Raw genomic sequence first — 25,529 nt, forward strand, 5'->3', positions numbered from 1 at the left:
GTCCTTGATTTTTCCTGATATTCATTTTATCATATCTCAATGAACAATAGTAGTTGAATTCGCACGAGTGTTCCTTATGATGGGAGGATAAGATGGTGGAGAAGAATACATCGACAGAAGAATTATTAGAGCTGTTAAAGAAGAAGCGAAGCTTTGACGAATATCTGAAAGAAACGCCGGAATTTATAACAGGCGACCTGTCTGCCTATCTGGAGCAGATGATTGTTCAAAAGGGCAGGAAGAAGGCAGATGTTATCCGCGGTTCACAGCTTGACCGAAACTATGCGTACCAGATTTTTTCGGGAACCCGCAAGCCGACCAGGGATAAACTGCTGGCGCTTGGAATCGGGATGGGGCTTTCTATCGAGGAGATGCAGAAGATGCTTAAGATATCGGAATATCCTGTACTATATGTGAAAAACAAGAGGGACAGTATCATACTGTTCGGTCTTGACAAGCAGATTTCCGTCGGTGAGATGAACGAACTGCTGTACGAGATGGGGGAAAACATCATAGAGTAGATTTGGAAAATAGCATTTTACACGGCAGATAAAATATAGTATAATGCTATAGGCAAAGTTATGTTCATAACACAGGAGGAATTGAAATGGTTAAAGCAGTAGTGGGTGCTAACTGGGGAGACGAAGGAAAAGGCAAGATTACCGACATGCTCGCCGAGAAGGCAGACATCATAGTGAGGTTCCAGGGCGGGGCCAATGCAGGGCATACGATTATAAACAATTACGGGAAATTTGCGCTTCATACATTGCCGTCAGGAGTATTTTACCATCATACGACGAGCGTAATCGGCAATGGCGTCGCTCTTGATATACCGGTCCTGTTCAAGGAGATACAGTCTGTCATAGATCAGGGTGTTCCTGCGCCGAAGATTCTCGTATCCGACCGGGCGCAGATTGTCATGTCTTACCACAAGGACTTCGATGCATATGAAGAAGAGCGGCTTGGTGGCAAATCATTCGGATCGACGAAGTCCGGAATCGCCCCTTTCTACTCTGACAAATATGCCAAGGTAGGCTTCCAAGTGAGCGAGCTGTTTGATGATGAACTGCTGAAAGAGAAGGTAGTGCGTATCGCGGAGCTGAAGAACGTGCTGCTTAAGCATCTCTATCATAAGCCGGCAATTAATCCTGATGAATTATATGATGAATTACAAGATTATAAGAAGATGGTAGAACCTTATGTCTGTGACGTGTCGCTCTTTCTTGACCATGCAATCAGGGAAGACAGGGAGATATTGCTGGAGGGGCAGCTTGGCTCTCTGAAGGATCCGGATCACGGAATCTATCCTATGGTGACGTCATCGTCAACGCTTGCCGCCTACGGGGCCATCGGCGCAGGCATCCCGCCATACGAGATCAAGAAAGTCATCACAGTATGCAAGGCATATTCAAGCGCGGTAGGGGCAGGCGCATTCGTCAGCGAGATATTTGGCGAAGAGGCGGACGAGCTCAGACGCCGCGGCGGAGACGGCGGGGAGTTCGGTGCCACGACAGGAAGGCCGAGACGGATGGGATGGTTTGACTGTGTAGCATCCAAATACGGGTGCAGGATGCAGGGAACGACAGATGTCGCATTCACCGTGTTGGATGTGCTTGGCTATCTGGACGAAATACCAGTGTGCGTTGGTTATGACATCAACGGGAAAGTGACGACAGACTTTCCGACGACCCACCTGCTTGAGAAAGCAAAGCCTGTGCTTGAGACGCTGCCCGGGTGGAAATGCGATATACGAGGAATAAAAGAATATGACAAGCTGCCGGAAAACTGCCGCAGGTATATAGAATTTATAGAAGAACAAATTGGTTATCCGATAACGATGGTCTCCAACGGACCGGGCAGAGAGGATATCATATATAAGTAATAACATGAGACGGATGCCCTCGGGCATCCGCTTCTTGTCATTTGGGTACACCACAAAATGCAATTTGGGACGTGATCTTTTTCAAAAAGATCACGTCCCAAATTTGCTTCAGCAAATTTTAAGAAACGTGCCACAGTGTAGACACATTTTATTATTATAATGGTTTTGTGCTTATAAAACAGGCATATTACGAGGGGCGCTACAATATAATAATAAAGCCGGGAGTCGGGGCTTCGCGGCTGACGAGTATGAATAATGGAAATGGAGGTATCTACTATGCAGCAGAGAAATGAGTCGAATTACCCAGAAGTGATATCAATGGAAGAATACCTTACTAAGAGACAAAAAATCAGGGAAAAAGAACAGAAGAGGCAGGGAAAGGGCGCAGAAAAGAAACGCTCTGCGTGGATGCTGGCGGAGCTTTATGTGTGATATTAAGCAGAATCGTCTTTCCCGCTTTCATCACCTTTCGTAATCTTATATACGAGGGTGTAGGCATATAAAAGTACGGGAAGTATGATTGTGCACACGATGGAAGCCTTCAGAAGACCCATAGTTTCCGAGCGGTCCAGAAGGGCGAAAACAAGTGTGCTGATATACATGCCGGCAAGCAGAACCGCGCCGGTCAGAGCTATGATACGTTTTATCTTTTTCATCAGAATCATCCTTTACATCTAATCGAGTCTTTAGTATATTATATAAAGAGCAAGATAAAATTGCAAATGAATACAGAAGGAGTATGTAATATGAGTCGTACGTTATTAGAACAGTGGAGAGATACAGCCTACAATGAACAGGCAGACAGAGGAGAGCTGCAGAAGTTCTGGGCCTCATATTTCCAGATTGAGAAGGAGATATATGAACAGCTTCTGGAACAGCCGGATGAAGAAGTGAAAGGAACGGTAAAGGAGCTTGCCGAAAAGTATGGCCAGGAAGTATTCACGATGGCCGGTTTCCTCGATGGAATCAACGACAGCCTGAAGGAGCCGAATCCAATCGAAACGATGGAAGAGGACACGGTGGTCAGCCTTGCCTTTGATAAAGAAACGCTGTATAAGAATATGGTCGCTGCCAAAGCCGACTGGTTGTATGAGCTGCCGCAGTGGTTGAATATATTTACGGAAGAAGAGCTCAAGGCTCTATATAAGGAACAGAAACAGTCCGGCACGATCAGAAAAGAAAAGGAACCGGGGCGTAATGACCCGTGCCCGTGCGGTTCCGGCAAGAAGTATAAGAAATGCTGTGGCAGATAGCACTGCCCACGGCAGGTGCCATCTGCCTCTTATACTATGGAGCAGTAAGCATACGTCTGAGGAGATGGGATTCTACTTTTGCAAGATTCTGGCTGGTGGCCGGAGTTCTGTGCTCCGCGTTGTGGGGGCTGTTCCATACGTATCCTGACATGGCGGGAAGTCCGCTGTGGAGACTGCTCTGGATTCCTGCGGCAGTATTTGCTGCCGTAGAACTGCGCATAACCGGTGGAATGGTTTCTACAGAAGAGAAGGGCATACCGTATCTCATTGTCCTTGGCGCTCAGGTTAAAGGAAAGAAGATTACGGATTCCCTGAGGAGAAGGCTCAAGCGCTCTGCCGCTTACCTGTCTGAAAATCCAGAAACAAAGGTGATAGTGTCAGGAGGACAGGGGCCGGGCGAGCATATCCCAGAAGCTGAGGCGATGGCGGCATATCTGATTGGGCGCGGCATAGAGAGCAGCAGGATACTTCTTGAAGACAAATCGAAATCGACAGAGGAGAACCTGTTGTTTTCGGCGCGGTACCTGCCGGATAAGACTGTAAGGGTAGGAATCGTATCAAATAATTTTCACATGTACCGTGCCTGCCGGTATGCACGCAGGATTGGGTACAAAAATGTGCGCCGTATCCCGGCCGGGTGCAGCCCGCTGCTTTTCATGAACTATATGGTCAGAGAGTTTTTTGCAGTGTGCAGATTATGGCTGCCTTAGCAGGAATACAGAGCCGTTAAAAGTATTAATTGGACATTAACAGTTCATTTCTACATAAACTTTTGATTTAAGAATAGTAATATGCTATATTATAAGGTATAGCATATTGCTATTTTTTTCTATTTTCCTTTACTAAATAAGTATGGACAGGGAGGCCAGGTATGAAAAAAAGAATTGTATGTGCATGTATTATTGCTCTGTTGACGTGCATGATGGCAGGTTGTGCCGGGAAGAAAGACAAGGGCGCGGATTCGGACAATCCTACTGTAATAGAGATAGAGACTTATTATAACGGTGCTGCCAAAATCGCGCTCGATGAACTGATAGAAGAGTTCAACAATACGGTCGGAGATGAAAAAGGGATATTTGTCAAGGCAGGCAGCAGCGGTGATATGAGCGAACTGTTCCAGAATCTGAACAATGAACTGGAAAAAGACGAAGAGGACAGAGACCTCCCGGATATCTTCAGCTGTTATGGCTCTAATGCGATGGAATTTGAAAAAGAAGGACTGCTGGTTGATCTGGACAACTACTTTACGAAGGATGAGCTGGACGAATATGTAGAGGAGTATGTCGAGGAAGGCAGAATAGGAGAGGATAAGGCGCTCGTCGTGTTTCCGATAGCAAAATCGACGGAAGTGATGACGATAAATAAAACAGACTGGGATAAATTCGCGCTGGAGACCGGCGCCGACTTAAGGCAGCTTGCTACATGGGAAGGCGTGGCCGACACTGCAGAAGCATATTACGAATGGTCCGGCGGGAAGGCGCTTTTTGGTCGTGACGCATTTGCTAATTATATACTTGCAGGCGCGCACCAGCTCGGGAAAGACATGTTTGAGGTGAAAGACGGATAAGCTGGCATACATATGGACCGGGATGTTATGAAAAAGCTGTGGGACAACTATTATGTCCCGTATATCAAAGGATATTTTACGAGTATTGGAAGGTTCCGTTCCGATGACATGAAGACAGGAGACCTCATCGTCGCTATCGGCTCCTCTTCCGGCGGTTCCTATTATGCCCAGGAAGTGACTGTAGGCGACAATGATCCGTATCCGATTGAGACGATGGTCATGCCGGTGCCGAACTTTGAGGGGACAGATCCTGTAGTAACGCAGCAGGGAGCGGGCATGGCGGTTGTGAAATCAGATAAAGTAAAAGAAGACGCAGCCGCTGCCTTCCTGAAATGGTTTACGGATGTAGACGCCAACAGCAGATTCAGCATGGCCTCTTCTTATCTGCCGGTCAAGAAAAGCGCCAACGATATGGAATCGCTGGAAAACGTTGTGAAAGAAAACGGCATAGAATGGAACGATATCGTCCGGGATACGATAGAGGTAGCATTTGAGGAATGTAATACATATGATCTGTATACGATGACTCCGTTTGAAGGCAGCGACAACTGCCGTTATATTGTGGAAGATTCCCTGCAGCAGAAGGCCGCGGCTGACAGAGAGACGGTAAAAAAGCAGATGGAGGCCGGAGCGTCGCTCGAAGAGGCTGTCTCGGGGCTGGTGACGGAGGAGAACTTTGAAACATGGTATAATGAACTGAGTACGCAGTTGAAGGAAGCTGTTCAAAGTTAGGAAGTCGTAGATGATGAATATAAAAAGAATTTCGATTCGGAAAAAGCTGCTGGTCGTCATGCTGCTCGTTGTCATGCTCCAGGGGATACTCTGCTTTTCAGCACTCACGTTCAACGGTGGATTTGAATACTTGAAGAAGAGCGCGTGCACGAGCTTTTCTAATACGACGCTTGCCAGAAAGAATGCGGTTGAGAACTTCATGATCAACAAATGGTCTAATCTGGGCGAGTATCAGGAGAAGGTCCAGGCTGCGGTCAGCTCTGAACTGGACGCGGAAGGCAAAGACCTCTCGGATCTGGCAACGGATAAAGAATTGAATAATAAGCTGCTTCTCGGCGTGACGGAGGATATGATCGACATGCTCCGATATAATTCGACGACAGAGGCATATATCGTGATGGGCGGCTATGGCGGCAAAGATGCGGAAGAACACTGCGGCCTGCTGATCCGGAATCTGGATCAGGGCACGAATGCGGACTCGAAAGGCTTTCTGCTCGAGAGGGGCTCTTCCGAGATATCGAAGGAATACGGAATCCCTATGGATTCCTACTGGTCTTCCCGCTTTGTATTTGACGGCACGATGGATCTTGGATGGTATGAAAAGCCTGTCGCGGCGGCCGAGAAGTATGAAGACAAATCCGGTTCGTCGCTCGGTTACTGGTCCGGCTTTTTCCGCTGGTCATCTGAAGATATTAAAGTGATGTCATATTCTGTTCCGCTCGTCCAGGACGGAACCGTCTATGGAGTCATGGGTATCACAGTATCTGAGGATTATCTCGAATCGCTGATGTCCCCTCAGGAACTGGATGCTGAAAATACCGGATCTTTCATACTTGCAAGGACAACAGACGGAAAGGAATATGAGTCAATATTTTCCACCGGTATCATCGCGAAGGCTTTGGCAGAAGATAATAACAGGATTCGATTTGAGACTGAGCCGGCAAACGGCAAAGTGTATCTGATTGATGATGCCGGACATAATTACGGCAATGTCCAGAATATAGATGTGTACAGGCGGACTTCGCCGTACAGCAAAGAGAAGTGGGCCATAATTGGGGTGTTGCCGGACAGTACGCTGTTCCGGTCGTCTGACCGGCTCCAGATGACGGTGATGGTCGCATTCGCAGCTTCTATTGTGCTTGGCATTGCGGGAGCTGTCGTCGGCAGTTACTTCTTCACCCGCCCAATCAAGCAGATGGTCGATGAAATCAGGAGCAAAGACGTTAATGATGAGCTGAGGTTCCAATCGTCCAATGTACAGGAGATTGATGCACTTGAGAACGCAATTGTCTCGCTCAATACCAATGTGAGGCAGAATGCGTCCAAAGTATCGCAGATCATCGAGCTGGTGAACCTGCCTCTTGGCGTCGTGGAATACCGGAGGGATGCGGAGAAGGTGTTCTGCACGAAGAAAGTCATCAAGATGTTCATGATGGAGAAAAAGTACTACAGCCGGGGATACCTTGACCGGAAATACTTTGAAGACTATCTGAAGGAGGCAGGACTTGAAGGGCTCCTTGCGGAATCCGGGGAAAAAGACTACCAGATTGCCCACACGATCCAGCAGAGATGGGTCCATCTGAAGTCGCTGGCCGACGAAGATAAGACGTTGATTACGGTTCTGGATATCACGAAAGATATCTATGAGAGGCAGAAGATAGAATACGAGAGGGATTACGACATCCTGACCCACCTTCTGAACCGGCGGGCCTTTAACAGGAGGATGAAACAGCTGCTGCGGGAGGGCAACGGCCTGACACTTGGGGCAATGATCATGTGGGATCTTGATAATCTGAAATATGTCAATGACACATACGGACATGATTATGGCGACCAGTATATACAGAGAGCCGCGGTCGTATTCGGCGGTCTCGCGAGAGACGGCGGTATCGTCGGGCGTATCTCCGGGGATGAATTCCTGGCTTTTGTTCCGGAATGTGGAAGTAAGGAATGGCTTCTGGAAAAAATTGAAGAAATCAAGAGGCAGTTGAACAATACGAGGGTCGTCATGCCTGACGGAGAGGCGATAGCAGTTCGTGCCTCCGGCGGAATCGCGTGGTATCCGGACGACGGAAGGAATCTGGATGAGCTGAGGAAGTATGCGGACTTTGCCATGTATGACACGAAAAACAGCTATAAAGGCGCATTCAAAGAATTTAACAGGAAAGCCTATGAAAAAGATGCCTTTCTGCTGCAGGGCAGGGAACAGCTGAACAAGCTGATCGAGGGTGAACTGGTCAACTATGCGTTTCAGCCGATCGTAAGTACTAAAGACGGCAGTATCGTTGCATATGAGGCGTTGATGCGCCCGAAAATGGAAGACCTGGCCTCACCTGCCGACGTCATGAGGCTGGCAATTTCCCAGTCAAGACTTCCGGACATCGAAAAGCTTACGTTCAGCAAGGCATTTGAGGAATATGCGTCACAGCGGGATTCATTTGGCGACAGAAAGCTGTTCGTCAATTCGATCCCGAACCAGATCCTACCGGAGGAATTGCTATACAGCTTGTTCGAGCGGTACCAGATAGGAATGGACACGCTCGTCGTGGAAATGATTGAAAGTGAACAGACTGATATCGGGATTATGGAAGATAAGATTCAGATGCTGAAGGAATTACATGCACAGCTTGCGGTTGATGATTTCGGTGCAGGATACAGTTCAGAGTCGACCCTGCTCTATATGCAGCCCGACTATGTCAAAATCGATATGAGCATCGTAAGAGATATCCATAAAGACAAAGACCGCCAGGCGCTTGCGGTCAGCACCATCAACTATGCGAGGCCGAGAGGAATAAAGGTTATCGCAGAAGGGGTGGAGAACGCAGAGGAGATGGAGACACTCGTCACGCTCGGCATAGACTATCTTCAAGGCTTCTATGTCGGAAGGCCGGATAAGGTAGTGAAGGAAATTGATGAGAAGATTAAGAAGGAAATAAAAGAGCTGAGCAGGAAAGCTGGCAGGAGAATTTGAAAGGAGCGTCATGAACAGCATATATGATTGTTACGAATTGAACAACGGTGTCAGGATACCATGTATTGGCTTTGGAACGTACAGAGCGGCGGACGGGGAGGACGGTGCGGTCGTAAAGACAGCCATAGAAGCCGGCTATCGGTATTTTGACACGGCATCTTTCTATGGTAATGAGAGGCAGATTGGAAAAGCGATAGCAATGTCCCAAATCGCGCGTGAAGAATATTTCCTCACATCGAAGGCGTGGAAGACAGAGATGGGGTATGAGAATATAAGGAACGCATTCATGGAATCGCTGGAAAGGCTGGAGACCGATTATCTGGACTTATATCTCATCCACTGGCCGCTTCCGGAAGACGGCTTCGCGGAGTGGAGACAGCTCGATATAGAATCTTGGCGGGCACTTGAGGAATTGTACCACGAAGGGAAAGTCAGGGCTGTCGGAGTCAGCAATTTTCTTCCGTACCATATAGAGAACCTTCTGAAGAACTGTGAGGTGAAGCCTGCGGTCAATCAGATCGAGTTCCATCCGGGCTACACACAGGAGGTTACCGTACGTTACTGCCAGGAGCACGATATACTCGTACAGGCCTGGAGCCCGATGGGAAGAAGCAAGGTGCTGGAGGAACCGGTTATCCTTAAGATGGCAGGACGGTACGGCGTCACAGCAGCACAGATATGCCTGCGTTATGCGCTTCAGAGGAGAGTCGTGCCGCTTCCCAAATCGTCCACCATGGAGCGGATGAAGCAGAACCAGGACATCTTCGGGTTTGAATTGGGAGAAGAGGATATGTATATCCTTGGGACGATGCCGCAGGCCGGCTGGTCCGGACAGCATCCGGAGAAGTTCGGAAGGTAGCGGACGGTGGGAGAAGCATCAGATAAAGGAGCCTGTCTCTCTAAAGCAGAGCTGCCTTGAGTTCCACGATATGTTTGCAAAAGGACTCTGCGGATATAAAAATCAACAATAAAATGAAAAAAGAATATTATATTCTGAATATGCAGATACTACTTCTGATATCAAACTAAGGAGGTAGGATCATGCCAGAATTAAAATGTACCGTACAGACCTGTACACACAATAAGAACTTTTACTGTGACCTTGATAAGATTCAGGTAGGAGGAAACTCGGCAAAGCGTGCAGAAGAGACGTGCTGTGACAGCTTTGAAGAGCGTAAAGGTGATTCATACAGCAACGTAAGCCAGAACAATGCGACGGCCTGCAGCTGTATCGACTGCAAGGCGACAGAATGTATGTATAACGAAGAATGCAAATGTCATGCAGGAAAAATCAGCGTGGAAGGCAGCGAAGCCTGTAAGTGCGATCAGACTGAATGTGCGACATTCAAGTGTGGATGTTAAGAAAAAGGGAAGCGTAATGCTTCCCTTTTTCTTGCAGCACGGTAAATATGGTCAGGCCGTCAGTTCCACGATATAAAGTGCGGTCAGCTTGCATCTGGAGAACAACGTTTCCACAAGCATGTATTCATCGTCCGTATGTTCCAGGCTCCCGATGGGACCGAGAGAATCGATGGTTGGTATTCCCTGTGCGGAAGTATAGTTGCCATCGCTGCCGCCGCCGCAGTATGTTTCGTTGACCGGAATGCCAAGCTTCCTGGCGGCTGTAACAAGCGTTTGGTAGAGCTCCAGATTACCTGGTGTCTTTTCTATCGGAGGACGGTACATTACTTTCGTCAGCGTGCTTTTTGTCCCGGGTACATAGGAAGCATCAGTAATCTCCTGCATCTTCTTCATCAGTGCAAGCCCGTCACGGTGGAACCTGGCACGCAAGTCTATTTCCATAAAGACGTGTTCCGGTATAATATTGCTTCTTGTACCGCCCTCTATGACGCCGACGCTGACAGATCTGCCGAGACTAAAGTCGCTCAGACCGTGAAGCGCAAGAATCTTGTGTGCGGCTTCATCAATCGCATGGATTCCATCGAGCGGACAGGCACCTGCGTGTGCAGGCTTCCCTTGTATATCCAGATTGAAGATGCCGCCGCCCTGCCGTTCGATTACGACATAATCCCCCGGCATGCCCGGTTCCATGACAAGTACCATATCGCTTTTGCTGCATTCTTCGATAATGTACTGCTCAGAAGTCTCGCTGCCCCGTTCTTCATCGCTGTTAAACAATATCTTCAATTCTCCGTAGCCGGTGTAGCCGGCTTCTTCCAGAGCCAGCAATGCATAGAGCAGGCAGACGATTCCAGACTGCATGTCACACACGCCCGGACCGTAGGCTTTGTCTCCCTCTATGTAAAAGGGACGCCGCTTCGCCGTGCCTTCGTCAAAGACCGTATCCATGTGTCCAAGGAACATCAGCTTTTTAGACCCGCTGCCTCTCCTGCGGGCCAGCAGATGCGGGGCGTATTTGGAACTCGGCAGCATTTGTACGTCGAAGCCGAGGGGAAGCAGGACATCCGATATGAATCCGGCAACCTTTAACACGCCGTCCGTCGTGTAGGAACCGCTGTCCGTGTTGACCATCTTTTCAAGTAGTGAAAGCATCGCGCCGCGGCGGCTGTCAATAAACTGCGTAATAATATCTTGAACCATCAGACGCCCTCCCTGCCTGCCAGCCGCAGCATCGCGCCGGCATAGATCTTAGCGGATAGGATGAGATCCTTTTCCGAGATATATTCATCGGGACAGTGGGCCAGTTCCTCCTTGCCGGGGAATACCGGACCGAAGGCGACAGAATTTGGAATGCTTCTTGCGTAAGTTCCTCCCCCAACCGCGAGAGGGACAGAGCCGTCCGGACAGTAGCTGTGGTAGACGGATAACAGCGTCCGGACAACGGGGCTGTCCTTTTCCTCATACAAAGGTTCACTGTTCAAGTCGATGTGCATCGCAAGGCCTGCATCTGCGGCGGCGTCTGCGAGAAGCCTTTGAATCTGCACGCCGGAACAGGTGACCGGATAGCGGATATTCAGTTTCAGGCTCGCATGCTGTGTATCCATGGACAGAAGGCCGGCATTCAGCACGAGCTTTCCGGAAGGCTCGTCGCAGATATCGCCGAATATGCCTGAACCATCGGTTTCAGCGCCGATGTGTGAACGATAGAATCTTATAAAACTGCTCTGGAAGGAATCACCTTCCAGAAAGGATTCCAGAAGCAGCATCATGTTCGACACAGCGTTCACCCCGTTCTCCGGCGTACTTCCGTGAGCGGTCTTCCCGGCTGTACGAATTTTGACGACAGGTCCGCCGGCAGAGATATGGGTGCCGGGGATAAGCGGAGCCCTCATTTTAAGCCCCTGTACGATAGAGCCATAAGGCTCCGGAACGACGAGTTCGGCGTGGCATTCATCCGGCACCATATTCGCCCTGCGGCCCCCGGTCAGGTTCCGTATATAGGGTTTATCTTCCTCTACGGCTCCTTCCTTATCCAAGGTGGCAAACAGGATTCCCTTTTCTGCGTATATGACCGGGAATTCGGCGTCCGGAGAGAAGCCGGTGCAGGGGATTTCTTCATGTTCCTTATAGTAGTCCATGCACGTCCAGTCGTTTTCTTCATCTGTGCCGAAGATAATCCGTATCCTTCTGGAAAGAGGAAGCCCGCTGTCGGCAATCGCTTTCAAGGCAAAGATAGAAGCGATGGCAGGACCTTTGTCATCTACCGTACCGCGTCCGTAGATCTTACCTTCCTCCATGATACCGCCAAAGGGCGGGTGTTCCCATCCATCTCCTGCGGGGACGACATCCAGATGTACGAGGATGCCGCACAGTTCTTTGCCACTGCCGATTTCAGCCCATCCGGCATAACCTCCGCAGTTTTTGGTGCGCATTCCAAGAGAGCGGCAGAGTGCCAGCGCCTCATCAAGGCACTGCCCGATAGAAAGGCCAAAAGGCATGTGCGGCAGGGGAGTATCCTTGACGCTAGGAATGCGGACGAGATTCCGGGTATTGCGTATAATGTCTTCCCGGTATCCATCAATCAATGTATCTAAGACAGTGTCCATCATTATCCCTTTCTATGTATATCAGTTCAACTCGGTTACAGGTATATAGCCGTCCTTATATCCAAAGTAGTCATATGCCTTCTGGAACACAGATACAGAGTCTCTTTCCAGCCATTTCGGGTTGCACGGCACGCCCACGAAGGCCACTTCCATGCCGGGCTCTAAATCAGCATTCGTCAGCGGCGTTCCGTCGGACTGAAAGACGCAGAGTGCATCCGGTGTGACGCATCGTACCTTGCCGTCCTGGTCAAAGGCAAGTATATTTTCATTTTCTATCATGATCTTCATGCTCTTCCCCGTATACCTTCCCGTACCTTCAATGATTTCATATCCCCAGTCATGGCTGTTTTCTGTCTCCATACGAAGTTCCGACAGCGTCCCTTCGATGATCTCGATACCTCCGGTGGCTCTGGCGATGCATTCGACAGGGCGCTCTCCTGCGGCAATTCCTCTGCGCACGGCTTCCCCGATCGAGCGGGCCTGTTCGTAAGAACCTGACACAAGTGCTTTTTTAGCAGTCGCGCCGTCCATGATATAGTTGGCGACTCCTGCGGATCCTCCGAATACGTTGACGATGGGGCGGCCGATCAGCTCGCAGTCGCTGCTGTCCTCATAATAGAGCACGGCGCTTAAGTTCTCTTCATTCGCCATCGCGAAAGGGGCAGAACGTACATTGTGAATCTCCGGCATGATCATGAACGATTCAGGAACCGCACGCCCTACGCCATCGGCATTGATGACTTTGATTCCCGTATAACATGCCGTATATATAGGAGGCATGAAATTACCTCCTCCCACCTCGAAGGCAGCGACATAGTCAATCCTTTTACCGGTTACGGCTTCCAGCCTTTTCAGCGCGTGGACACAGGCGATACAGTCAAACCCCCGTTCCTTTGTGGCGGCGGGAGATCCCATGCCGGATATGATGGCTACACATGCGTCATCTGGTACTTCTTCAAGTTCCGCAAACTCCACCTCCCCGGTAAGTGCAAGGATATCTTCCAGCAGACGGTAGCTCGTCTTGACATCTCCGCCGCCACCGCTGCCGAGGATAATTGCCCCGCGCGTCATGTCATTCAGCTGCTCTTTGTTCATTTTTACTGACATATCAAGTCCTCCTTAACATACGGTTGATTCACAATCTTTTCCGTGATTCTTATTGAATAGTTTTACACAGGCTATCTGCATGATGAAGGCTGCCACGAAGGAGTCGATAGCAGGAATCGTGGTAATCTGGAACAACGCGAATCCCGGAGAGGTCTGCGTTGTCATAAATCCTACGGCGGCTGCGACGAGATAGGCGGCCATACTTTCGAGGCGCACCTTTTTCAGCCGATTCAGACGGTCAAAGCTGTAGAATTTTCTGCACAGATAGAAGTCGGCCAGATAACATCCTCCAAGGGGAGGCGTGAAGATTCCGAGTACGGAGAAAAACGGAATCATCATATTGGACAGGCCGATGACGGCAAATATCGTGCCGGAGACTCCGGTAAATATTGCCAGCTTGTACTTCGGCATTCTTTCAAACACGACGGAGAGGCCGAGGGAACCGCTGTATACGTTGTTGTCATTGGAGGTCCACTGCGCCAGAACGAGGACGACCATGGCAAGCACGCCCCACCCGAGACCTATCATGACGGTGACGATGTTGGCATCACCTACTGCTTTGGCACAAGCCGCGGCTATTACAATCGTAATACCGTAGCCGATGACAAGGCCGATGACCATGGCTTTCACAGTGTCTTTGAAATTCTTCGCATACCGGAGGATATCCGGGCTCCCTACCGCACCCGCCGCAAAGGAGCCGATGACAAGGGAGATGCCGGTGCCAAGCGACATCGGATTCGTGATAAAGGATGTGTTCAATTCACTGTACGTATGCCCCTTGAGTACCATGACAAGCGATGCTATCATAAGGATGGCGATGGCCGGTATAGCTATCCAGCTCAGCTTTTCTATGGATTTGAAGCCGAAGATGGCGGAAGTTGTCATCAGAAGGCCGCCAATCACTATGATTACTTTTACCCCCGCGGGAGACAGGGCGTTGCCGGTCATAAGCCGGAACATCTGTCCAATCGTGTCACCGAACAGGCCGGCCTGCACGCCGAACCAGCCCCAGGCACATCCGGCATAGAGGAGGCCGACGAGAGCGGCTCCCTTTAGCCCGAACGTAAACTTTCCAATCATGCTCGTCGACAGTCCTGTATACATGGCCGGTTCCGCGCAGAGACAGGCCATGGCGGCCAGAATGAGGGCGCCTGCCAGAACGGCGATGATAGATTCATTCAGTGTCAGGCCGGTGGCGAGGCTTCCGCCGAGCGTAAAGGCCGATATGCTGATGGCACAGCCGATATACACGACAGCGCTGCTGGCCCATCCGCGCTTCTTATCTTCAGGCACCGGTTTGCGCGCAAAATCGTCGTCACCGCCTGCGTATGCTTTCTCTTCAAGAAATTTCCATAATGATGCCATATCATTTCCTCCTTATTCATTTGTATTCTCATTCCTGCTTGTTTCCTATCTGATTCGTCGATTCATCTCATTATGGACGAGATGGGCCGTACTGTTGTTCAGCTGGAGCGTGACAAAGGTTTCCAGCATCTTAAGTCCCGTCGACAGCGGCTCCACCACCTTGATGCCGCATCCGCGCCGGGCAAGCTCCGCCCTTAAGCCATCTGCAATATAGGCCATGGCGGTACATCCCAGTATGAGACAGTCGCAGCCATGTACACGGTCCGATTGTTCAGCAAAGTCCGCCAGCCTTCCGAGCAGCGCTTCCTGGTCATGCAGTTCGAGTACATCGAGGTTGGTAAAATCCTGGCAGACGATGCTGTCTCTGCATTCAGGATTGTTCTCGATTACTTTGGCAAGCAGCAGGGTGCCGGCGGGATCCTCCCTGCCCGGAATTATGACAGAAAAGTGTCTGCCGCATCCGAGCGCTGCCATCATGGAAGGCCGGAAGCCGCCGAATACAGGTACACGCACCAGTTCCCGCACCATATCCACCGCAGGGTCGGCAAAGCAGTTGATAAAGATGCCGTCTGCCCCTTCTGCTTCCGCAAGCATGGCTTCCTCTGCAATCTCAGGGCTGTTGTATCCGACACGTGTAATCGTGTTCAGTGTCTCGAACCCTCTTCTGAGGAAACCCACTGATACCTCGGTGCCGGGATCCAGGACACGCAGCGCATGAGGGATGCCATCGTTCGCCTTACGTGTGGCAGGAGTATCTGCCACAGGAATAATTAATTTTAATTTCATCATTTCACCTCCTAAATTATTATTATCTGTTTATTCGCCCGAGCTCTGATATATTGTCAGTATTCTATCACCTGTCTTTCTGTGAAAAAGTAGCCTGCGCTACAAAATGGAGGAAAAATTTTCGGATTGGCATATATAAGCATGGGTGGTATAATAGAGATGGTTTTTCAATGGAGGTGGTTAAAATATCAACACTAAAACAAACCATGGCTGATTTTGACATCCTTTTGCCGGAGTATGAATCGCCATGGTTATTTTTTTCAAAGAAAATGCCATCTTTACTGGAGGATGTCCAGGCAAAGATGGAACTATGTACATACAAAAGAAATACGATATTATTTACCCAGGGTGAAGAACATCCATACGTGTATATCGTGGGAACCGGAGTCGTCAGGATTCTGACCGGTGATGAGAACGGGAGCGAAAAGCATCTGATGATTGCCGGTCCGGGAAGTCTTCTCGGAAATCTGTCCAGCCTCGATGGATATCCGTCCTTGTTCACTGCGGCTACGGCGGAAGAGAACTGCCGCCTTTATCGCACGACGGGGCCGATATTTGCGAGGATGACGGCAGAGATACCCGGCTTCAAAGACTTTCTCATTCAGGACCTCTGTGCAAAGATGAGGATACTTGCAGGGAATATATCGTCCCTCTCGTTCCAGTCGGCGGACGTCAGAATCGTACGGGCATTCCTGTATCTGATCCGGGAGAGCGGGACACCCTGCCGCAGAGGAATTAAAATCAACATTCCCTTCACTCATCAGGAGATGGCAGATCTCGTCTACTCGAACCGCGTGACCGTATCAAGATTTTTCAGCAGGCTGAAAAAAGAGGGTGTGATAGAAAAAGTCAACCGTTATTACTACATACGGGATGTAGACTACTTCTACAATTATATCAACGAGCTTGGTGTTTAGAAACCGACAGCTTGCAGGGAAATACCCATATATCAGCCTATAAATTTGCACCGCATCTCTCCCGATGCCAGTATAATAGATTCCGGCTTCCGGCCGGGCTCTATTATACAAAATAACAGTTCAATCAAAGGACCAGTCTTCCTTTATAAGATATTCTTTCAACGCCTGTATGTCTTTGACAATCAGGTATCCTTTATCCTTCTCTATCAACCCCTCGTTAGTGAGCGACAGAAATATGTTCGAGACCGATACCCGGGACAGGCCTGTCTGATAGGCCATCTCCTGATGGGTGAATTTGATGTTCAGCTTATAAGAGCCATCTTTCGTCTGGATGCCATACAGCTGAATGAGGCTGAGCAGCGAGTGATATACTCTGTAGCTGGAGTCATTAAAGCTCATCTGCTCTAATAGACTTGTTATGAGACGAGTCTTCAGTGATAAGGCTTTCAGCAGAGTCATGCTGAAAGCAGGGTTCACGTATATCTCATCGATGAAACGTTTTTTGGGAATCAGGTACAGTGCAGTCTTTGTACATGTCGTAGCCGTACAATAGTTAGCCAGCTGGTCCAGGCAGGCGAGCTCTCCAAAGCAGGTGCCCTTGTCTGCGATGTAGATGCTGCGGCGCCTGCCGTTGACACCGTACAGGTCCAGCACGACACGGCCTTCCTTGACAAGATAGACATAAGAAGTGACATCACCCTGCCGGTAGATGACGGCATCCCGGGCATAGGTTTTGACGGCGGAATCTTTCAGAATCGGTTCCCAGTCCTTATCATCCATGCTCAGCCAGGGAGACATATAGGGTGCAATCAAATCGGGAGAATTATTTTTAGTCATCATCATCACACTCCTTTTAACTGTAATAAGATCAGGAAACGACATAATATTCCGACGATTAAAGTTTGTTAAATAATAAATTATAAAATTACGGTTGTTTGTAAAATAGTTTACAGAAAAATTATAGCATGATTACTATAATTGTCAATATGAATCAATTGATGCAATTGACAGAAAATTGAACGAGAAAGGAGATGAAAACATGGCAGAGATTGACCGGTATTCTTTTATCTGGGGTATGATTGCGGCTTTCGGCGAATGCGTGGCCCAGGAGGTGAAAAAGACGGCATTCAGTCCTCCGTTCCCCCCTTCTGAACTGAAACAGCTGGAGGAGGAAGCTGAGAGAATCATGGGAGAGCAGGGCTTATCTTTCTATCTGGAAAAAAATCCGGATATTCCAGAGGATAAAAGAGTATATTGGTGGGTCCTGTACAAATTCCCGGAGGCGCTTAGCGAGTACGAGGCAGTAAGAGAAAGGGGGCATAACCCTGCCTGGGAATTTGATAAGTTCAAAGACTTGTTAAGCTATGGGACAGCGTGGGGCTCATTATATGAGGATGTAGTTCCGGAGATAAGAAAAGAGGCAGGCCCCATGGATCCGGTGGTGAGAATCTTGTTTCCAGACCATGGATGGCCGATTGAGAGAGATGTTTAAAGGAGGATACATAATGAATTCATATGGTTTTATCGAGACGAAAGGATTTGTAGGAAGCGTAGAAGCGGCAGACGCGATGGTGAAAGCCGCCAATGTGGAAGTGGCCGGAAAGATGGAGATTGGCGGCGGATATATGACAGTTGCCATCAAAGGTGATGTGGGCGCCGTTAAAGCAGCGGTCGATGCAGGAGCCGAAGCTGCCCAGAGGGTCGGAGAGCTTGTCAGTGCCCATGTGATTCCGAGACCGAACGAAGGTCTGCTGGATCTGTTCCTCGATAAAGAGGAGGCGTAAGCAGCCGGATGATTCGGCAGCAGGAAAGGAGTTGTGACGATTGAAGAAATTTTATACGGCGGCAGATGTTAATTTTTGCACGTCCAAGGGAGAAACTGTCATCCATATCAATCCAGGCGATGTGGTGACGTCCGTTGCGAGGGAGGAGGCGGAGAAGAAAGGGGTACGGTTTGCAGTGGGAGAAGCCGAGGCAGATTCGGCAGGGATACCGCAGCCAAAGGCTGTCCCGCCCACACCCGCACCGGCCGTAGTTCCTTCATATCAGCCCGCGGCACCGCCCGCGCCGGCAGCGCTTCGCACGACCCGTCCGCAGGTGAAGGCCCTGCCTTACAGAGGGCTCCTGAGCGAGGCGGAGATCGACCGGTGGAGAGAGGACTTCCCGATACTGAAATCCGTGGCCCATCTCGGCAACTGCTCCCAGAGCGCACAGTCGAAGCAGGTGCTCGCCGGCATACAGAGATATCTGGACAACTGGGGAAGCGTAGGCATGGACTGGGATTCCTGGATGGAGGAGATTGAGCTTGCGAAAGCAGAGTTCGCCAGACTCATAGGAGCTGAACCGGACGAGATAGCCATTGCGTCGTCTGTATCCGACCTTGTAAGTTCCGTAGCCAATTCGCTCGACTATACAGGGAAGCGGAAAAAAGTAGTCGTGACGGATATGGAATTCCCGACTGTGGACTACATATGGCTTGCAAACCAGCGCCATGGGGCAAAAGTAGATTTTGTATCTGTCAATGAGCACCATGAGATTGATATAAGTGAATATGAACGCTACATAGATGAAGATACGCTTCTGACATCCATAACACAGGTATATTATCTGAATGGATTTAAGCAGGATGTCAAAGCAATCGCGGACATCGCGCACCGGAAGGGGTCTCTCGTGCTCGTAGATGCTTACCAGTGCCTCGGGACAGAGCCCATGGATGTAAAGGCCATGAATATCGACATTCTCGTATCTGGCTGTCTGAAGTATCTGTTCGGGATCCCGGGAGTGGCATTCATGTATGTGAACAGGAATCTCATACAGGAGCTGAAACCGTCTGTGACCGGATGGTTTGGACAGACGAATCCGTTCCTGTTCCAGACGAGGTATCTGGACTGGGCGAACAAGACGAGCAGATTCGATACAGGAACGCCACCTGTGCTTACTGCGTATGCGGCCAGGGCGGGGCTTGAGATTATCAACCAGGTCACGGTGCCCAAGATCAAGGATCGGATCGACATGCTGAGCGCACATGCCCTGAACGGCGTCGCGGCGAGAGGACTAAAGACGATCAGTCCCTTCGATGTGAGCAAAAAGGGAGGTACGACTGCCATTGTCTGCGGCGATAAGGTGGATTCCCACACGATGGAACAGCTGCTGCGAGACAGGAACGTCATTGGTTCGGGCAGAGGAGAGGTCATAAGGATCGCCCCTCACTTCTATACGAAGCCGGAAGAGATCGATTACGCTCTGGACTGTATCAAGGACATTCTCGAAGGAAGGTAGGTGCTTTACATGTACATCTGCAAGGTGCAGGGGAAATGTGTCTCCACGATCAAGAACGAGCAGCTGAAAGGGTGCAGCCTGATTACGATGCAGCGAATGAACAAGTCGGGTGGTCCGGCCGGCGAGATCCTCGTTGCTGTCGATACGATTGGCTGCAGCGTAGGAGAGACCGTACTCGTGACAAGAGGGTCAGGAGCGCGTGCCGTACTGGGCATAGACAGTCCTGCGGATATGGTAGTCGTGGGGATTGTAGACACTTATGATTGTAAATGAGTAAAAGGAGGTATGCATATATGAAATCAAAAGGATTTATCGAGACAAGAGGTCTGGTGGCAGCAATTGAAGCGGCAGACGCAATGGTGAAAGCCGCAAACGTGACACTGGCAGGCAGGAAGATGATCGGAGGCGGACTTGTGACCGTCATTATCGAAGGCGACGTGGGAGCCGTGAAGGCAGCAGTGGACGCCGGAGCAGCGGCAGCACAGAAGGTCGGTGAACTTGTGAGCGTCCATGTCATTGCAAGACCGGATGCCGAGCTTGATACCTTCCTCCAGTAAGGCGGGTGTCTTATGGAAGAAGCAAAAAAAGACAAATGGAATCTCAGAACATTTATAATTGTTGACAATATGCAGCCCCAGTATGCGGCTGTCACGGGAACGGTGTCCAAAGGAGACATCCCGCTTGCCGGCATGAGCGAACTTTATATAGAACTGGCGCCGGGCAGCGGGGTGTATGACCTGCTGAATGCAGCGCTAAAGTCGTCCAATGCCAAACCCGCTTTCCAGATAGTAGAAAGAGAGTACGGGGAGATAGAGCTGCACTCCTTTTCGCCGGAGGATGTCAAGCAGGCTGGCGAGGCGGTGCTGGATGCATGCGGCCTTACGGCTCTGGACCGTATGAAGCCGGCCATCGTGTCGGAACAGATCATCTCCAACACAGACGCATACCAGGCACAGTTGATCAACAGGGATTCCCGCCACGGGTCCATACTCGTGCCGGGAGAGACGCTGTTTATCATGGAGGTGGAACCGGCAGCCTACATATCGATAGCGGTCAACGAGGCGGAGAAGAACGCGGATATAAAGGTCGTCACGTTCGATCCGGTCGGCCGGTTCGGAAGGATGTACATATCCGGGTCAGAAAGCGAAGTCAGGAGTGCACGGGATGCTGCAATCGCTGCAATTACAGGTGTGGAAGGAAGAACATAGCTTATGGGAAATGATATATTTGCAGATTATATCCGGAAGTTAAAACAGAACAATGAATCTGCCAGGCCGTCCATGCCCTTTGCTGTGAGACAGGAACCGGCAGGAGCAGAAGGAGACGGGGAGACGCTTGCCGTACTTAAGGAAATCAGCCAGAAGCTTTCCGCCATGCACACCTTCCGGGAACCTCCGTCTGATGCCAAAGCGGATCTGGCAGTCGTGGGCGGCATGGTAGTGCTGCCCGGCCACGGCATCATTAAGGCCGATCTCTTCATCAAGGACGGGAAGGTGCAGTCGTTTGGCGCGGCAGAGGGGATCCATGCGAAGAAGACGGTGGATGCGTCTGGAAAGTATGTCTGTCCGGGGCTGATGGATCCCCATGTACATCTTGGCCTGTTTGCGCCGATGGAGACTGATATGGCCTCCGAGACAAAGGCGGCAGTCATGGGAGGCATTACGACGACAGGAGTGTTTTTCGGCGGACCGGACTCTCACTTTGCCACATTCCCGGAAATTGCGGAACAGGCGGAGAGGTATTCCTACACGGATATCGTTCCGCACCTCGTCATAGGAAATGAAGAACAGATGCGGGAGATACCTGATTATGCGCGCTACTTTGGGGTTACCTCCTTCAAGGTGTACATGAATGGAATACCGGGCATGATTCCGAGCGTGGACGACGGATTCATCCTGGACGTCATGGAACAGATGAAACGGACCGGCAGGCAATGCATCCTCTGCTGCCATACAGAGAATACGCACATCGTATCAAGGGCACTGCGCGACGCGAAAGAAAAATACGGTGAACACGCAGACGTAAAAGACTGGATGGAAAGCCATCCTGCCATGGCAGAAGAGGAGGCGGTGATGCGTATATCGTATCTCGCCGAGAAGGGCAGGATTCCGGTGTACCTCGTCCATATCGGTACAAAGGACGGCATTCAGAAGCTGCGGCAGATCAAGCCGTTCAACAAATATGTACATATCGAGACGACGAGCCCCTATCTGTCTGTTACGAGCGAGCAGTTCGACGGCCATCTCTATAAGATGGAACCGCCGCTTCGGAAACCGGAAGACAAGAACGCGCTCTGGGAGGCGCTGGATGACGGCGTCATCGACACGATCGGGACAGATAATGTGTGTGAAAACATAAGTGAAAAACAGCCGGAACGATCTATCTGGGACGTGGTTCCGGGATATTCCGTAGTGGAGACGCACCTGGCGTCTGTTCTGACGGAAGGCGTGGTGAAAAGAGGAATCAGCATAGAAAAAGTAATTACCCATATGACGAGGCGCCCGGCGGAGGCATTCGGTGTCTATCCACAGAAAGGGACACTGCTTCCGGGAAGCGATGCAGATCTTGTATTGATAGATATGAACGAGACAAGAGAAGTACATGCGAGGGATATGCATTCCCGCTCGGATTTTTCCATCTTCGAAGGCAGGCGTCTTACCGGGTGGCCGGTGATGACTGTCAAAGGTGGCAGCATCGTGATGGAAAATGGAATGCTCGTGGCGGAGGCGCCGTCTGGACATATGGTGAAGCGATAGGAGGGAACATAACTTGAAAGAAATAAGAATACATGGCAGAGGCGGCATGGGTGCCGTAAAAGCGGCAGAAGCGCTCGTGTATGCAGCGGTGATGGATGGGAAATACGGCAATTCAATTCCGTTTTTCGGATTTGAACGCCAGGGCGCTCCGGTAACAGCCTTTGTCAGAATCAGCGAAGCCCCCATCCGGCCAAAGAACAGGGTATACCATCCCGACGTCATCATCGTGCTGGACCCGACGATCATGAACGCGGTCAATGTGTTTGAAGGCGTCAAAGAGGGAGGCATCCTTGTACTGAACACGACACATGATCCGAAGGATATGGATATTCCAGGGCATATCGCTTCTGTCACCGTGGTAGATGCCACGAAGATTGCACTGGATATGATTGGAAGGCCAATCACTAATACCGTCATGCTCGGCGCATTCTGCAGGGCGACAGGGCTTGTGTCTGTCGATGAGGTGGCCAGGAAGGTAGAAGAACTATGGGGTGCTAAAAATAAAGAAGCTCTGTACAAAGGTTATGAGTCTGCCGCGCCGGCGGCGATGCGATAGGGGAGGTGCCAGAAAAGATGGAGTTTAGAAGTAAATATATCGTGCCTGTAGGAGCGGACGGAATCCATGTCCTGAATACGGGCGACTGGAGGACGCAGCGTCCGGTACTCGACGAGGAGACATGTATCGCATGCGGCACATGCCTTCTGTACTGCCCGGTGAATTCTATAAGGAAGACAGACGGAACATTTACCATCTGTTACGACTACTGTAAGGGCTGCGGCATATGCGCGCACGAATGCCCGAAGGATGCGATTACGATGATACCGGAGGAGGGAAAATAGATGCAGAGATTAGATGTATTAAATGGCAATATGGCAGCGGCCGTAGGGGCTGCCCTTGCAAAACCGGATGTCATCGCGGCTTATCCGATTACGCCGCAGACGCCGGTCGTAGAGTATCTCACACAGTTTGCCGCAGACGGGAAGATAGATGCGGCCATGAGCGAAGTGGAATCTGAGCTGTCTGCGATGAGTGTCGTCACCGGCGCTTCTCTTGCCGGATCAAGGACGTTTACAGCGACGGCTTCCCAGGGATTGTCACTTATGTATGAACCCTATTTCAGGGCATCGACGCTCCGGCTCCCCATCGTGATGGCCATCGTCAACCGGGAGATGATATCTCCTCAGAGCGTGTGGGGCGGGCAGCAGGATTCCATGAGCGTCAGAGATGCGGGGTGGCTGCAGATATATGCGGAAGACAACCAGGAGATACTGGATCTCGTAGTGCAGGCATTCAAAATTGCGGAAGACAAGCGGGTTCTGCTGCCGATTAATATCTGTTACGACGGATTTTACCTGTCGCATATGACAGAGCGGGTAATGGTACCAGAGCAGGAAAAGGTGGATACATTTCTTGGAACTTACCGTCCGGAACATATCATCCTGGATCCGGAACGCCCTATGGCAGTGGACCCGCTTACAAACGGCGCTCTTTTGATGGAATATAGGTACAAACATCTGAAGGCCCAGCAGGCGGCGCTGGAGGTCATCGATGAAGTGGATCAACAATTCGGGGAGCTGTTCGGCCGCTCCTACGGAGGAGCCATTGAGGAATACCGGATGGAAGACGCGGAATATGCCGTCATAACGACAGGCTCCATGTCCGGCGCAGCAAAAGATATGGTTGACGTAAAACGGGAAGAGGGCGTGAAGGCAGGTCTGATCCGTATGCGTATGGTCCGCCCATTCCCGAGGGAACGGATAAGGAAAGCGCTGGCACGAGTGAAAGCCTTTGGCGTGGTAGATAAGAACGTGTCATTCGGCTGTGATACAGGAATCGTATACCAGGAAGTAAGAGCTGCCATGTTCGGCGGAAACACCGTGCCGTCCGTGCCGGTTATCGGAGGCCTTGGGGGTGAGGACATCTCCCTTCAGATGATGGGAGACGTTATCGACAAAATCGTCTGTGCCGCGCAGGATCTCAAAGACAGCGAAACGGTATGGCTTATGGTGGAAGAAGGGTAGGTGGAAGAGGATGAATATTGTAGATAAATTAGCGGCAAAAGAAGATATGGTCTCTCCAGGCATATCAGCCTGTGTCGGATGCAACGTAGAGCTTACGCTGCGCACGTGTATGAAAGTGCTCGGCCCGAACACCATCTATGCGGTACCGCCCGGATGTATGGGAGGAGTAGGGGTCGTCGGATGGGACACGGAGTCCGGGTCAAAGATTCCGGTGTTCTTTCCGCTTCTTGACAATGTCGCGTCCATGCTGGCGGGCATCAAGATGCACTATGAAAAACAGGGGAGGGATGTGAATGTTGTAGCATTTGCAGGTGACGGGGCGTCGACAGACGCAGGTATGCAATGCCTGTCCGGTGCTGCGGAGCGCGGGGATAAGCTGATCTATATCTGTTACGACAACGAAGGGTATATGAATACGGGATACCAGAGGAGCAGCGCCACGACGAAATATTCGTGGACGACTACGACACCGGTGAGCAGGGAAGGACGCGGCGGCAAGAAGCAGCACAAGAAAGACTTCCCCATGGTCATGGCCATGCACGATATCCCTTATATGGCGACCTGTTCTCCTGCCTACATTCCGGACATGGTGCGTAAGCTCGAGAAGGCGATGGAGGCATCTAAGACGGGTCTGGCCTATCTCCATGTATTCAATCCGTGCCTGACCGGATGGGGGATTAAGCCGGATACGAGCATCGAGGTGTCAAGGCTCGCGGTGGAGAGCAATTTCTTCCCGCTCTATGAAGTGGAAAACGGGTCCTTTACTATCAATAAGACATTCAAGGAGCCGAAGCCGGTGAAGGAATATCTGGGCCGTATGAAGAAGTTCAAACACCTGAATGAGGAAGAGGCGGCGGAAATCCAGGAACTGGTCGACTACAAATGGAACCGGCTCACGAAGCTTGCCGGCCTATAGCAGGAAAA

The 25,529-nt window shown here is 50.4% G+C and carries 27 protein-coding genes and 1 pseudogene; 21 read left to right on the forward strand and 7 right to left on the reverse strand.

Annotation, left to right across the window (positions count from 1 at the left end; all coding sequences use genetic code 11):
* Positions 1 to 92 precede the first annotated feature (92 nt).
* From HMPREF0980_RS03315 to HMPREF0980_RS19085, 3 genes are all read left to right on the forward strand, one after another.
* Positions 93 to 521 carry a hypothetical protein gene (locus HMPREF0980_RS03315; RefSeq protein ID WP_049727701.1) on the forward strand — a complete coding sequence of 143 codons (429 nt, stop codon included), beginning with the start codon at positions 93 to 95 and terminating at the stop codon, positions 519 to 521.
* An 86-nt stretch (positions 522 to 607) separates the two neighbouring features.
* Positions 608 to 1,882, forward strand: coding sequence for an adenylosuccinate synthase (locus HMPREF0980_RS03320; protein ID WP_049727702.1), 1,275 nt, complete (start codon positions 608 to 610; stop codon positions 1,880 to 1,882).
* 276 nt (positions 1,883 to 2,158) lie between these two features.
* Positions 2,159 to 2,314 carry a hypothetical protein gene (locus HMPREF0980_RS19085; protein WP_198146154.1) on the forward strand — a complete coding sequence of 52 codons (156 nt, stop codon included), beginning with the start codon at positions 2,159 to 2,161 and terminating at the stop codon, positions 2,312 to 2,314.
* Between the two features lie 2 nt (positions 2,315 to 2,316).
* On the opposite strand, the gene HMPREF0980_RS03325 is transcribed toward HMPREF0980_RS19085, so the two are convergent.
* Entirely contained in the window at positions 2,317 to 2,538 is a 222-nt protein-coding gene (locus HMPREF0980_RS03325) for a hypothetical protein (protein ID WP_049727703.1), read from the reverse strand.
* Between the two features lie 90 nt (positions 2,539 to 2,628).
* Between HMPREF0980_RS03325 and HMPREF0980_RS03330 the strand changes: the two genes are divergently transcribed.
* From HMPREF0980_RS03330 to HMPREF0980_RS03360, 6 genes and pseudogenes are all read left to right on the forward strand, one after another.
* Entirely contained in the window at positions 2,629 to 3,135 is a 507-nt protein-coding gene (locus HMPREF0980_RS03330; RefSeq protein ID WP_049727704.1) for an SEC-C metal-binding domain-containing protein, read from the forward strand.
* Positions 3,120 to 3,845: a YdcF family protein gene (locus tag HMPREF0980_RS03335; protein WP_049727705.1), complete on the forward strand. Its 726-nt coding sequence runs from the start codon at positions 3,120 to 3,122 to the stop codon at positions 3,843 to 3,845. Before HMPREF0980_RS03330 ends, HMPREF0980_RS03335 begins: the two co-directional genes overlap by 16 nt.
* A 212-nt stretch (positions 3,846 to 4,057) precedes the next feature.
* A pseudogene (locus HMPREF0980_RS19370) lies at positions 4,058 to 5,434 on the forward strand (ABC transporter substrate-binding protein).
* A gap of 10 nt (positions 5,435 to 5,444) precedes the next feature.
* Complete coding sequence (locus tag HMPREF0980_RS03350) at positions 5,445 to 8,405, forward strand: bifunctional diguanylate cyclase/phosphodiesterase (protein WP_049727708.1); 2,961 nt, start codon at positions 5,445 to 5,447, stop codon at positions 8,403 to 8,405.
* A gap of 10 nt (positions 8,406 to 8,415) precedes the next feature.
* Positions 8,416 to 9,264, forward strand: coding sequence for an aldo/keto reductase (locus HMPREF0980_RS03355; RefSeq protein ID WP_049727709.1), 849 nt, complete (start codon positions 8,416 to 8,418; stop codon positions 9,262 to 9,264).
* 182 nt (positions 9,265 to 9,446) lie between these two features.
* A complete protein-coding gene (locus tag HMPREF0980_RS03360; protein WP_049727710.1) occupies positions 9,447 to 9,767 on the forward strand; it encodes a DUF1540 domain-containing protein in 321 nt (106 codons plus the stop codon).
* A gap of 51 nt (positions 9,768 to 9,818) precedes the next feature.
* Here the strand turns inward: HMPREF0980_RS03360 and HMPREF0980_RS03365 are convergent, their stop codons facing one another.
* The 5 genes from HMPREF0980_RS03365 to HMPREF0980_RS03385 are packed head-to-tail and all read right to left on the reverse strand — an operon-like array spanning position 9,819 to position 15,631.
* The gene (locus tag HMPREF0980_RS03365; protein ID WP_049727711.1) at positions 9,819 to 10,967 is read right to left on the reverse strand and encodes a M20 family metallopeptidase; all 1,149 of its coding nucleotides are present in this window, start codon (positions 10,965 to 10,967) and stop codon (positions 9,819 to 9,821) included.
* Positions 10,967 to 12,373: a dipeptidase PepV gene (gene pepV, locus HMPREF0980_RS03370; protein ID WP_049727712.1), complete on the reverse strand. Its 1,407-nt coding sequence runs from the start codon at positions 12,371 to 12,373 to the stop codon at positions 10,967 to 10,969. The genes HMPREF0980_RS03365 and pepV overlap by 1 nt, the downstream gene beginning before the upstream one ends.
* A gap of 21 nt (positions 12,374 to 12,394) precedes the next feature.
* Positions 12,395 to 13,480, reverse strand: a complete 1,086-nt coding sequence (locus HMPREF0980_RS03375) for a DUF917 domain-containing protein (RefSeq protein WP_049727713.1) — start codon at positions 13,478 to 13,480, stop codon at positions 12,395 to 12,397.
* 12 nt (positions 13,481 to 13,492) lie between these two features.
* Complete coding sequence (locus HMPREF0980_RS03380) at positions 13,493 to 14,845, reverse strand: cytosine permease (protein ID WP_049727714.1); 1,353 nt, start codon at positions 14,843 to 14,845, stop codon at positions 13,493 to 13,495.
* Between the two features lie 45 nt (positions 14,846 to 14,890).
* Positions 14,891 to 15,631 (reverse strand): aspartate/glutamate racemase family protein, encoded by a 741-nt coding sequence (locus HMPREF0980_RS03385; RefSeq protein WP_049727715.1) that lies wholly within the window; start codon positions 15,629 to 15,631, stop codon positions 14,891 to 14,893.
* Between the two features lie 302 nt (positions 15,632 to 15,933).
* On the opposite strand from HMPREF0980_RS03385, the gene HMPREF0980_RS03390 reads away from it, so the two are divergent.
* Positions 15,934 to 16,548, forward strand: a complete 615-nt coding sequence (locus tag HMPREF0980_RS03390) for a Crp/Fnr family transcriptional regulator (RefSeq protein WP_198146156.1) — start codon at positions 15,934 to 15,936, stop codon at positions 16,546 to 16,548.
* Between the two features lie 120 nt (positions 16,549 to 16,668).
* On the opposite strand, the gene HMPREF0980_RS03395 is transcribed toward HMPREF0980_RS03390, so the two are convergent.
* Positions 16,669 to 17,388 (reverse strand): Crp/Fnr family transcriptional regulator, encoded by a 720-nt coding sequence (locus tag HMPREF0980_RS03395; RefSeq protein ID WP_049727717.1) that lies wholly within the window; start codon positions 17,386 to 17,388, stop codon positions 16,669 to 16,671.
* 199 nt (positions 17,389 to 17,587) lie between these two features.
* On the opposite strand from HMPREF0980_RS03395, the gene HMPREF0980_RS03400 reads away from it, so the two are divergent.
* Genes HMPREF0980_RS03400 through HMPREF0980_RS03450 form a run of 11 tightly spaced genes read left to right on the forward strand, consistent with a single transcriptional unit; the run spans position 17,588 to position 25,521 of the window.
* Positions 17,588 to 18,040 (forward strand): hypothetical protein, encoded by a 453-nt coding sequence (locus HMPREF0980_RS03400; protein ID WP_049727718.1) that lies wholly within the window; start codon positions 17,588 to 17,590, stop codon positions 18,038 to 18,040.
* A 13-nt stretch (positions 18,041 to 18,053) separates the two neighbouring features.
* On the forward strand, positions 18,054 to 18,332 hold the full coding sequence (locus HMPREF0980_RS03405; RefSeq protein ID WP_049727719.1) for a BMC domain-containing protein: 279 nt from the start codon (positions 18,054 to 18,056) through the stop codon (positions 18,330 to 18,332).
* Positions 18,333 to 18,372: 40 nt separating this feature from the next.
* A complete protein-coding gene (locus HMPREF0980_RS03410; protein WP_049727720.1) occupies positions 18,373 to 19,827 on the forward strand; it encodes an aminotransferase class V-fold PLP-dependent enzyme in 1,455 nt (484 codons plus the stop codon).
* 9 nt (positions 19,828 to 19,836) lie between these two features.
* Entirely contained in the window at positions 19,837 to 20,100 is a 264-nt protein-coding gene (locus tag HMPREF0980_RS03415) for a EutN/CcmL family microcompartment protein (protein ID WP_049727721.1), read from the forward strand.
* Positions 20,101 to 20,120: 20 nt separating this feature from the next.
* A complete protein-coding gene (locus tag HMPREF0980_RS03420) occupies positions 20,121 to 20,384 on the forward strand; it encodes a BMC domain-containing protein (protein ID WP_049727722.1) in 264 nt (87 codons plus the stop codon).
* A gap of 12 nt (positions 20,385 to 20,396) precedes the next feature.
* The gene (locus HMPREF0980_RS03425; protein WP_049727723.1) at positions 20,397 to 21,035 is read left to right on the forward strand and encodes a BMC domain-containing protein; all 639 of its coding nucleotides are present in this window, start codon (positions 20,397 to 20,399) and stop codon (positions 21,033 to 21,035) included.
* Between the two features lie 3 nt (positions 21,036 to 21,038).
* Positions 21,039 to 22,583: a dihydroorotase gene (locus tag HMPREF0980_RS03430; RefSeq protein ID WP_049727724.1), complete on the forward strand. Its 1,545-nt coding sequence runs from the start codon at positions 21,039 to 21,041 to the stop codon at positions 22,581 to 22,583.
* 13 nt (positions 22,584 to 22,596) lie between these two features.
* Positions 22,597 to 23,139 carry a 2-oxoacid:acceptor oxidoreductase family protein gene (locus HMPREF0980_RS03435; RefSeq protein ID WP_049727725.1) on the forward strand — a complete coding sequence of 181 codons (543 nt, stop codon included), beginning with the start codon at positions 22,597 to 22,599 and terminating at the stop codon, positions 23,137 to 23,139.
* A 17-nt stretch (positions 23,140 to 23,156) separates the two neighbouring features.
* Positions 23,157 to 23,423: a 4Fe-4S binding protein gene (locus HMPREF0980_RS03440; protein ID WP_084002639.1), complete on the forward strand. Its 267-nt coding sequence runs from the start codon at positions 23,157 to 23,159 to the stop codon at positions 23,421 to 23,423.
* On the forward strand, positions 23,424 to 24,605 hold the full coding sequence (locus HMPREF0980_RS03445; protein ID WP_049727726.1) for a phenylglyoxylate dehydrogenase: 1,182 nt from the start codon (positions 23,424 to 23,426) through the stop codon (positions 24,603 to 24,605).
* A 10-nt stretch (positions 24,606 to 24,615) separates the two neighbouring features.
* On the forward strand, positions 24,616 to 25,521 hold the full coding sequence (locus HMPREF0980_RS03450) for a thiamine pyrophosphate-dependent enzyme (RefSeq protein ID WP_049727727.1): 906 nt from the start codon (positions 24,616 to 24,618) through the stop codon (positions 25,519 to 25,521).
* The last annotated feature ends 8 nt before the right edge of the window (positions 25,522 to 25,529 follow it).

The sequence above is a fragment of the Dorea sp. D27 genome, from assembly GCF_001185345.1.
Classification (GTDB): Bacteria; Bacillota; Clostridia; order Lachnospirales; family Lachnospiraceae; genus Extibacter.

Coding starts and splice junctions, on each gene's coding strand:
- HMPREF0980_RS03315 (WP_049727701.1), top strand. CDS start 93: ATGGTGGAGAAGAATACATCGACAGAAGAATTATTAGAGCTGTTAAAG.
- HMPREF0980_RS03320 (WP_049727702.1), top strand. CDS start 608: ATGGTTAAAGCAGTAGTGGGTGCTAACTGGGGAGACGAAGGAAAAGGC.
- HMPREF0980_RS19085 (WP_198146154.1), top strand. CDS start 2,159: ATGCAGCAGAGAAATGAGTCGAATTACCCAGAAGTGATATCAATGGAA.
- HMPREF0980_RS03325 (WP_049727703.1), bottom strand. CDS start 2,538: ATGAAAAAGATAAAACGTATCATAGCTCTGACCGGCGCGGTTCTGCTT.
- HMPREF0980_RS03330 (WP_049727704.1), top strand. CDS start 2,629: ATGAGTCGTACGTTATTAGAACAGTGGAGAGATACAGCCTACAATGAA.
- HMPREF0980_RS03335 (WP_049727705.1), top strand. CDS start 3,120: ATGCTGTGGCAGATAGCACTGCCCACGGCAGGTGCCATCTGCCTCTTA.
- HMPREF0980_RS03350 (WP_049727708.1), top strand. CDS start 5,445: ATGATGAATATAAAAAGAATTTCGATTCGGAAAAAGCTGCTGGTCGTC.
- HMPREF0980_RS03355 (WP_049727709.1), top strand. CDS start 8,416: ATGAACAGCATATATGATTGTTACGAATTGAACAACGGTGTCAGGATA.
- HMPREF0980_RS03360 (WP_049727710.1), top strand. CDS start 9,447: ATGCCAGAATTAAAATGTACCGTACAGACCTGTACACACAATAAGAAC.
- HMPREF0980_RS03365 (WP_049727711.1), bottom strand. CDS start 10,967: ATGGTTCAAGATATTATTACGCAGTTTATTGACAGCCGCCGCGGCGCG.
- pepV (WP_049727712.1), bottom strand. CDS start 12,373: ATGGACACTGTCTTAGATACATTGATTGATGGATACCGGGAAGACATT.
- HMPREF0980_RS03375 (WP_049727713.1), bottom strand. CDS start 13,480: ATGTCAGTAAAAATGAACAAAGAGCAGCTGAATGACATGACGCGCGGG.
- HMPREF0980_RS03380 (WP_049727714.1), bottom strand. CDS start 14,845: ATGGCATCATTATGGAAATTTCTTGAAGAGAAAGCATACGCAGGCGGT.
- HMPREF0980_RS03385 (WP_049727715.1), bottom strand. CDS start 15,631: ATGAAATTAAAATTAATTATTCCTGTGGCAGATACTCCTGCCACACGT.
- HMPREF0980_RS03390 (WP_198146156.1), top strand. CDS start 15,934: ATGGAACTATGTACATACAAAAGAAATACGATATTATTTACCCAGGGT.
- HMPREF0980_RS03395 (WP_049727717.1), bottom strand. CDS start 17,388: ATGATGACTAAAAATAATTCTCCCGATTTGATTGCACCCTATATGTCT.
- HMPREF0980_RS03400 (WP_049727718.1), top strand. CDS start 17,588: ATGGCAGAGATTGACCGGTATTCTTTTATCTGGGGTATGATTGCGGCT.
- HMPREF0980_RS03405 (WP_049727719.1), top strand. CDS start 18,054: ATGAATTCATATGGTTTTATCGAGACGAAAGGATTTGTAGGAAGCGTA.
- HMPREF0980_RS03415 (WP_049727721.1), top strand. CDS start 19,837: ATGTACATCTGCAAGGTGCAGGGGAAATGTGTCTCCACGATCAAGAAC.
- HMPREF0980_RS03420 (WP_049727722.1), top strand. CDS start 20,121: ATGAAATCAAAAGGATTTATCGAGACAAGAGGTCTGGTGGCAGCAATT.
- HMPREF0980_RS03425 (WP_049727723.1), top strand. CDS start 20,397: ATGGAAGAAGCAAAAAAAGACAAATGGAATCTCAGAACATTTATAATT.
- HMPREF0980_RS03430 (WP_049727724.1), top strand. CDS start 21,039: ATGGGAAATGATATATTTGCAGATTATATCCGGAAGTTAAAACAGAAC.
- HMPREF0980_RS03440 (WP_084002639.1), top strand. CDS start 23,157: ATGGAGTTTAGAAGTAAATATATCGTGCCTGTAGGAGCGGACGGAATC.
- HMPREF0980_RS03445 (WP_049727726.1), top strand. CDS start 23,424: ATGCAGAGATTAGATGTATTAAATGGCAATATGGCAGCGGCCGTAGGG.
- HMPREF0980_RS03450 (WP_049727727.1), top strand. CDS start 24,616: ATGAATATTGTAGATAAATTAGCGGCAAAAGAAGATATGGTCTCTCCA.